The following is a 6,859-nucleotide window of genomic DNA, read 5'->3' on the forward strand; positions in this document are numbered from 1 at the left end:
AACGAAGGACGGGCCAAACGACTAGGATGCGGGCAAGCGGCGTTGCGCGCAAGCATTGCACAGGCGCGGCCGGCACGCGCGGCGGCCAGCTCGCGCGAGCCGTCTCAGGTCTGCGGGCCGACGACGGCGTGCGCGCCGGCCGCAATCGCGCCGCCCGGGCCTGCACTGTCGGCACAGCCGGCACCGTCGGCCGCGCGCGCGTCGGCCTGCGCACCAGTCTCGGCGCCGGTCTGGGGGCCTGTCTGAGCCCCTGCCTGAGCCCCTGCCTGAGCGGCTAGCTGGGCGCCTGACGTGACGCCAAGCCGCTCGTCCGCCTGCCGGCCAGCCTGTCCCGGCGAGCGCCGCTTCGGACCGCTCCGCTCGGTCGCCGCGGTCACGGTGGCGGCGTCCGGCACCGTGGCGACCGGGGTGGGCCGATCCGCCAGCGGCATGAATTGCGCCGCCGGTACGGGCCGCCCGATCCACCACCCCTGCATCAGCCGCACGCCGCGCAGCGCGAAATAGCTGGCCTGATCGCTGGTTTCGATACCTTCGACGACGACGTCACGGCCGGTCTCGCGGATCATTTCCAGCGTCGATTCGACGATCGGGTTGCGGGCGCCCGCCGCGCCGACCGATGCGGTGAAGTGTCGGTCCAGCTTGACGCGGTGCACCGGCATTGCGTCGAGGCGGACGATGTTCGAATGTCCGGTGCCGAAGTCGTCCAGGTAGAACTGGTGTCCCCGCGCGGCTAGCCGTTGCATGCCGTCCAGCTCCGCGTCCAGCGTCACCGGCTGGCGCTCGGTCAGTTCCAGGGACAGCTGCCGAGGCGCCAGCCCGTGCCGTTCCAGGCAGGTCCGCAGGCAGGCGTGGAACGTCTGGCTGGCCAGGTCGGCCGGATGGACGTTGACGCTGATCGAGAAGCCGGGACGGTCGCGCAGGAAGCCGCCGAGTTCGCGGCCGACCTGTTCGACGACGAAGCAGGACACTTCGCCGATGCGGCCCATCGCTTCGATCACCGGAATGAAGACGTCGGGCGGCACCGGCTTGCCATCGCGCGGTGTCCAGCGAATCAGGGCCTCGGCGCCGACGACGCGGCCATCGATGCAGTCGGCGATCGGTTGGTAGTGCAGTGTGAACGCCCGCTCGCGCAGCGCCTCGGTCAGCCGACGGTCGAGCGCGGTGGCGCGGAAGCGGCGCGCGCGCCAGCCAGCGGCGAGCAGGGCGGCGGCCAGCGCGCCGGCGAGCGCCGCCGCACCGAGCGCAGCGGCCGCGCGGCCCAGCCACGCGGCGGGCGGCTCGACGACAGTGGCGCACAGCCCATCGGGACCGGCACATAGTGATGCCCGCAGCGACGCCGGCGAGTGGGTGACGGTACCACCGACGCCGGCCGCATCGATCTCCGTGCCGACGTCGGTCGGATGCCCGCTTGCATCGGCCCAGCTCAAGCCGATCCACGCGCCGCCGGACACGCTTCGGGCCAACGCCCGTCTGGCGCCATCGGTGATTTTCGCGCCCTCGATCAGCACCGAGTAATGCTCGTTCGACAGTTGCGAGGTCACGACCTCGGGCGCGAACGATGGCCGCACCCCGTCGCGAATCGCCAGCTGTGCGTCGAGACGTCGCTCGCCGGGGGCGATCGGCGGCAGGGACCGGATCGACGTACCCAGCGTGGTCGAGCACCGCATGTGGCCGCGCTGGTGGTAAGCGATGTCCAGCACCGGTCCGATCCGCAGAAACAAGGTCCGCATCGCGGTCAGATGCTCCGGCGTGCACGGCGTGCCGGTCCATTGGTCCAGGGCGTTGAACAGGGCTCGCAACTCCGCGGTCCGTTCGTTCTGCACCTGCAGCGCCTGGCGTGCGGCGGACGCCAGATTGCGCTGGCCGGTCCATGCGGTGACGAGCACAGCCAGCGCCAGCGCCAGCACTGCGCCGACCACGGCGGGCAGCACAAGCCAGCGGCCAGGCCGCGCGAGCTGGCCGAGCACGCGTCCCTCCGCCTGCGTACTCAAGGGATGGTCATGCCTTTCCAAGGAGAACTCCGGTGATTCGGCCTTCGCGCACGCGGTCCGCGGCGCCTGCCGTAACGCGTGCTGGCCGCGCGCGCATGGTGGAACACGCCAGGACCAAGACGTGGAGACCAACACGCGCAGACCAATATGCTCAGGCGAAGGCGGAATCGGCGCGGCCCTGCGTGAGGTGGCGCTACGGTCTACGAAGCATACGCCAAGCACCGGTCGAACAGCACAACGCCGTAACGAACCGGCAAGTCGACAGCAACCGTTTGACCGGTTGCCCGGAAGTCACCGCCGCGCGACGCGCGTTTTCGGTTGCCCGGTCAACGGTATGGACGCCATGGCCTGGGCGTCACGGACTTGGCGTCACGGACGTGGCCGCAACGACGGCGCGGCAGGCTGCCGGTCGGCCGTATGAGGAGCGCATTCCTATGCCGCTCTCCCCCGCCCCGCGCGGACGCGTCCGCGCGGGGGCGCATTGCCGGCAGCCATCATATCGCAAGCTATGCTGAGCAAAGCGCGGCGCCGCACGTTATGCGCTGGGTACTTCGCGATCCGCCTTCGATCCCCGGACGCGCGCCGGGGTAGCGGCCTGCCGCAGCACGCGCCACGTGCGTCGACGCGGTGCTCGGCGCGGTGTCCAGTGCTCAGTGTCTAGTGCTCAGTGTCTAGTGCTCAGGCAGGCCGTTTCCAGTCTTCGGGCAAACCCTGGGTGATGGTCGCCACGAACGACGCCGTGCGTGGCTCGCGGGGGCGCGTGAAAACATCGCGAGGCGTGCCCGACTCGACGATTTCGCCGTCACTGAGGAACACCACTTCGCGCGCGATCGTGGCGGCCAGCCGAAGGTCGTGCGTGGCCATCAGCATCGTCGTTCCCTCTGCCGCCAACGAACGCAACACCTCGACCACCTCGGCGGCCAGCCCGGGATCCAGCGCCGAAGTGGGTTCATCGCACAACAGAATTTGCGGCGACGGCGCCAGTGCACGCGCAATCGCCACGCGTTGTTGCTGGCCACCCGAGAGCGTCGTCGGCCACGCATCGGCCTTGTCCGCAATGCCGACGCGGTCGAGCAGTTCCAGTGCGCGCTTGCGCGCGCGTGGCCGATCCCAGCGCTGCACCGTGACCAGCCCCTCCATCACGTTCGCCACCACGCTCAGATGCGGAAACAGCTGGAAATTCTGGAAGACCATGCCTGTCTTGCGTCGGATCGCCTGCACCGACTCGCGCGCCGGGGCCTTGCCGGGCACCAGCGTGAGGGCCGTGCTGCCCAGCACGAGACGGCCGGCGTCCGGCACTTCCAGCAGGTTCACGCAACGCAGCAAGGTGCTCTTGCCGCTGCCCGAGGGGCCGATCAACGCGGTTACGCTGTTCTCCGCGAGCGCCAGGTCGATCGACTTGAGCACGTGGTGGTCGCCGAAGCGCTTGTCGATGTGTTCGAGTCGGATCATCGCTTCAGCTGTAGGATCGGGAGAAACGGGCATGCTGGCCGAAGCGCTTTTCCAGCCGCGCCTGAGCGGACGACAGGACCGAGCTGAACACGAGGTAGATCAGCGCCGCTTCGGTATAGAGGACCAGCGGTTCGTAGGTGACCGCGGCGATGCGCTGCGCGGCCTGGAAGATCTCGGGCACGGTCAGCACGGCGGCCAGCGAAGTGTCCTTGACCAGCGAGATGAATGCGTTCGAGAGCGGCGGCAACGCCACGCGCATGGCTTGCGGCAGGATCGCGCGACGCAGGGCCTGCGAACGCGTCATGCCGATCGAATAGGCGGCTTCCCACTGGCCCCGTGGGATCGACTCGATCACGCCGCGGATGACCTCGGAGTTGTACGCGCCGACGTTGAGCGTAAAGCCGATCACCGCCGCGGTCAGCGGATCGAGCACGATGCCGACGCTCGGCAAGCCATAGAAAATCAGAAACAGCTGCACCAGCAGTGGCGAACCGCGGATCAGCCAGACGTAGAAGCGCAGCACCTGGACCAGCCAGCGCGGACCGTACAGCCGGCCCAACGCCACCAGGAAGGCCAGCGTCAGGCCGAGCGCGAACGAAACCAGTGCGAGCGGCACGGTGAAGGCGAGACCGGCCTGCAGCAGGGGCCAGAACGACTCGCGCATCAGAGTCAGCCATGCGGGCATGAAGGACATCCTGAAATGAGTGGGGCAAGCGCCGCTTCATCGTACTGTGTCGCGCGCAGTCGCGCTTGGTCGATGAATGCGCTGGTTGACGATCTGTGAAGTGTCGCGGCGAATCGACACGCGCGGCGGCGTGGCCGCTTGATTCGGCAGGCCGCGCGAACGGCGGCCAGGGCCGGCCCTGCCAGCCTCGTCGCGTCGGTCGTGCCGGCCTTGTCGGGTCAACGGGCCGGGTGGCTGGACGGCAAGTCGGCAACGACGGCGGGCGACGCAACGTACGGGCGCGGCGTCGGCGAGCACCCGCACAACCACAACCGTGCGGTCCTGGCGGCGGGCGGTGCGGCAGGTGGTGCGCCACGCAGGGTACGGGCAGCGGTGGCGCGCCCTGCGCGTCGCCGCAGCGATGAAGCGCGGCCCGACCGGCTAGCCAGCGCCGCGCGGCCGGGTCGGTTGCGAGGACGCGCGTGCTTACTTCGACACGTCGCGGCCGAAGTACTTCTCGGAGATCTTGCGATACGTGCCGTCGGCCTTCAGGTCGGCCAGCGCCTTGTTGACCGCCGCCACCAGCTCGGGATTGCCCTTGCGCAGCAGCACGGCCGAATGGTCGCCGCCGGCGGTCTCGGTGGCGACGACCTTCACCTTCGCGTCCGGCTTGTGTTTCTTGAAGTCCAGGAACGACAGGCTGTCATTGACGGTGGCATCGACGCGTCGCGACAGCAGCAGGTCGATCGATTCATTGAATCCCTGCACCGGCACCACCTGGGCGCCATGTTCGCTGGCGATCCGGCCGAGGTTGCTGGTCAACGTGTTCGCCGACTTCTTCCCTTTCAGGTCGTCGAACGACTTGATCGTCGTGTTGTCCGAGCCGACGATCAGCACCGGATGCGAAACGATGTACGGGTCGGAGAAGTCGTACTTCGCCTTGCGCGCGTCGGTGATCGCCACCTCGTTGATCACCGCGTCGTAGCGGTTCGCGTCCAGGCCCGCAATCAGGCCATCCCACTTGCCTTCGACGAACTCCGCCTTGACGCCAAGGCGCTGGGCGATCGCGCGTCCGATCTCGACGTCGAAGCCGGTCAGTTGGTTCGACGCGTCATGGTAAGTGAAGGGCGCGTAGGTGCCTTCGGTGCCGATCTTGAAGACGCCGGCCGATTTGATCTGGGCAAGTCCGTCGGCGGCGACTGCCGACGTGATGAAGGCGGCCTGCAGCAGGCCGAGCAGCAGTAGGGAGCGGAACGGTTTCATTTTGACTGGGATCGTTGTGCGGGGTTGTGGCGTGAGTTCATTGCCGTCGCTGCCGGAAGACGTCGCGCGCGCCGTGCCGGGACGGTCGGCGTCGGCTGCCGAGGGGGCAAGCGCGTCGACGGCTATGTCACCATCATAGCGATTCGCCGGGGCGGGTGCCGGACCCGCTCCGCGGCATTATGCGGGTGCAGGAGGGCGCACGAACGGCGCGTGTCGGGCATGGCCGTTTCGTGCGGGCGGCGGCGCCGGTCGGAACGGTCCGCAAGCACCGCGCTCGGCGACGGTCCGCAAAGCGGAGCGGACCGTTCGCGGTCTCGACGCCGCGTCAGGCGGTGGCTCAGAAGGCCGGGACGATTGCGCCCTTGTACTTGTCGACGATGAACTGACGGGTTTCCGGCGTGTGCAGCGCGTTCACCAGCTTGCGCAGCGCCGGCGAATTGGCGTTATCCGGCCGCGCCGCGATGAAGTTCGCGTAAGGCGAGTCCTTGCTCTCGATCAGCAGCGCATCGCGCGTCGGATTCAGGCCCGCCTGCAGCGCATAGTTCGTGTTGATCAGGGCAATATCCACGTCGTCAAGGGCGCGCGGCAACTGCGCGGCTTCGAGTTCGCGGAACTTCAGGTGCTTCGGGTTCTGACTGACGTCCAGCGGCGTCGCCAGCAGGTTGCTGGGATCCTTCAGCTTGAGCAAGCCGGCCTTCTGCAGCAGCAGCAGAGCCCGGCCGCCGTTCGACGGGTCGTTCGGGATCGCAACCGTCGCGCCGTCCTTCAGCGTTTTCAGATCCTTGACCTTGCGCGAATAGACACCGAACGGCTCGATGTGCACATTGCCGTTCGGCACTGGCACGATGTTGGTGCCGTGATTCTTGTTGAACGAGTCCAGATACGGCTTGTGCTGGAAGAAGTTCGCATCGAGCTGCTTGTCGGCCAGCGCCGCGTTCGGCTGCACGTAGTCGGAGAATTCGACGATCTGCAGCGTCACGCCTTCGGAGGCGAGCTTCGGTTTCACGAAGTTCAGAATCTCGGCGTGCGGTACGGCCGACGCGCCGATCTTCAAGGTCTCGGCCGAGGCCTGCGAGGCAAGCGCGCCAAAGCCGACGACGGCGACTGCCGCGACCAATGCCCGTTTGACGTGTCCGATCATGTTGACTCCTTGGATTATTGAAAGCTTGACAGCGACCGAGGATAGCAACCCGCCGGCGGCCCGGCAACGCACGAAAAGTCATTAACTTAGTGAACAGCGTAGGGGTCGCGGCGTGCGGCATCCGCGCACGATTCCAGGCATTGACCAGCCTCGACGCCGGCGCGGGGCCGTCTTGATCGAGGCAGCGGCCGCGCGCCGGCACGACGCCAGACCGGGTGGCAACCGGCCGCTTTGCCGGGCGCGTCCGCCAAGGCCTCCGGCGCCGCCAGCAGCCACAGCACTACAGCACTACAGCACTACGGCGCTACAGCGCTACAGCACTACAGCACTACAGCACTACAGCACTAC

General features: G+C 67.9%; 5 protein-coding genes. All 5 read right to left on the bottom strand.

The features are described from left to right. Positions 1–104: 104 nt before the first annotated feature. The gene (locus tag BLU54_RS22255) at positions 105–2,012 is read right to left on the bottom strand and encodes an EAL domain-containing protein (RefSeq protein ID WP_170845268.1); all 1,908 of its coding nucleotides are present in this window, start codon (positions 2,010–2,012) and stop codon (positions 105–107) included. Between the two features lie 657 nt (positions 2,013–2,669). Beyond that, on the bottom strand, positions 2,670–3,443 hold the full coding sequence (locus tag BLU54_RS22260; RefSeq protein ID WP_091913251.1) for an amino acid ABC transporter ATP-binding protein: 774 nt from the start codon (positions 3,441–3,443) through the stop codon (positions 2,670–2,672). A 4-nt stretch (positions 3,444–3,447) separates the two neighbouring features. Beyond that, on the bottom strand, positions 3,448–4,128 hold the full coding sequence (locus tag BLU54_RS22265; protein ID WP_091913337.1) for an amino acid ABC transporter permease: 681 nt from the start codon (positions 4,126–4,128) through the stop codon (positions 3,448–3,450). 465 nt (positions 4,129–4,593) lie between these two features. Then, positions 4,594–5,370 carry an amino acid ABC transporter substrate-binding protein gene (locus BLU54_RS22270; RefSeq protein WP_091913253.1) on the bottom strand — a complete coding sequence of 259 codons (777 nt, stop codon included), beginning with the start codon at positions 5,368–5,370 and terminating at the stop codon, positions 4,594–4,596. A 337-nt stretch (positions 5,371–5,707) separates the two neighbouring features. Then, a complete protein-coding gene (locus BLU54_RS22275) occupies positions 5,708–6,511 on the bottom strand; it encodes a MetQ/NlpA family ABC transporter substrate-binding protein (protein ID WP_091913256.1) in 804 nt (267 codons plus the stop codon). Between the last annotated feature and the right edge of the window lie 348 nt (positions 6,512–6,859).

The organism is Chitinasiproducens palmae (assembly GCF_900095735.1).
GTDB lineage: Bacteria > Pseudomonadota > Gammaproteobacteria > Burkholderiales > Burkholderiaceae > Chitinasiproducens > Chitinasiproducens palmae.

Bases quoted from the DNA above. Each gene is read 5' to 3' on its own strand.
- BLU54_RS22275 (WP_091913256.1), bottom strand. From the start codon at position 6,511: ATGATCGGACACGTCAAACGGGCATTGGTCGCGGCAGTCGCCGTCGTC.
- BLU54_RS22260 (WP_091913251.1), bottom strand. From the start codon at position 3,443: ATGATCCGACTCGAACACATCGACAAGCGCTTCGGCGACCACCACGTG.
- BLU54_RS22265 (WP_091913337.1), bottom strand. From the start codon at position 4,128: ATGCCCGCATGGCTGACTCTGATGCGCGAGTCGTTCTGGCCCCTGCTG.
- BLU54_RS22270 (WP_091913253.1), bottom strand. From the start codon at position 5,370: ATGAAACCGTTCCGCTCCCTACTGCTGCTCGGCCTGCTGCAGGCCGCC.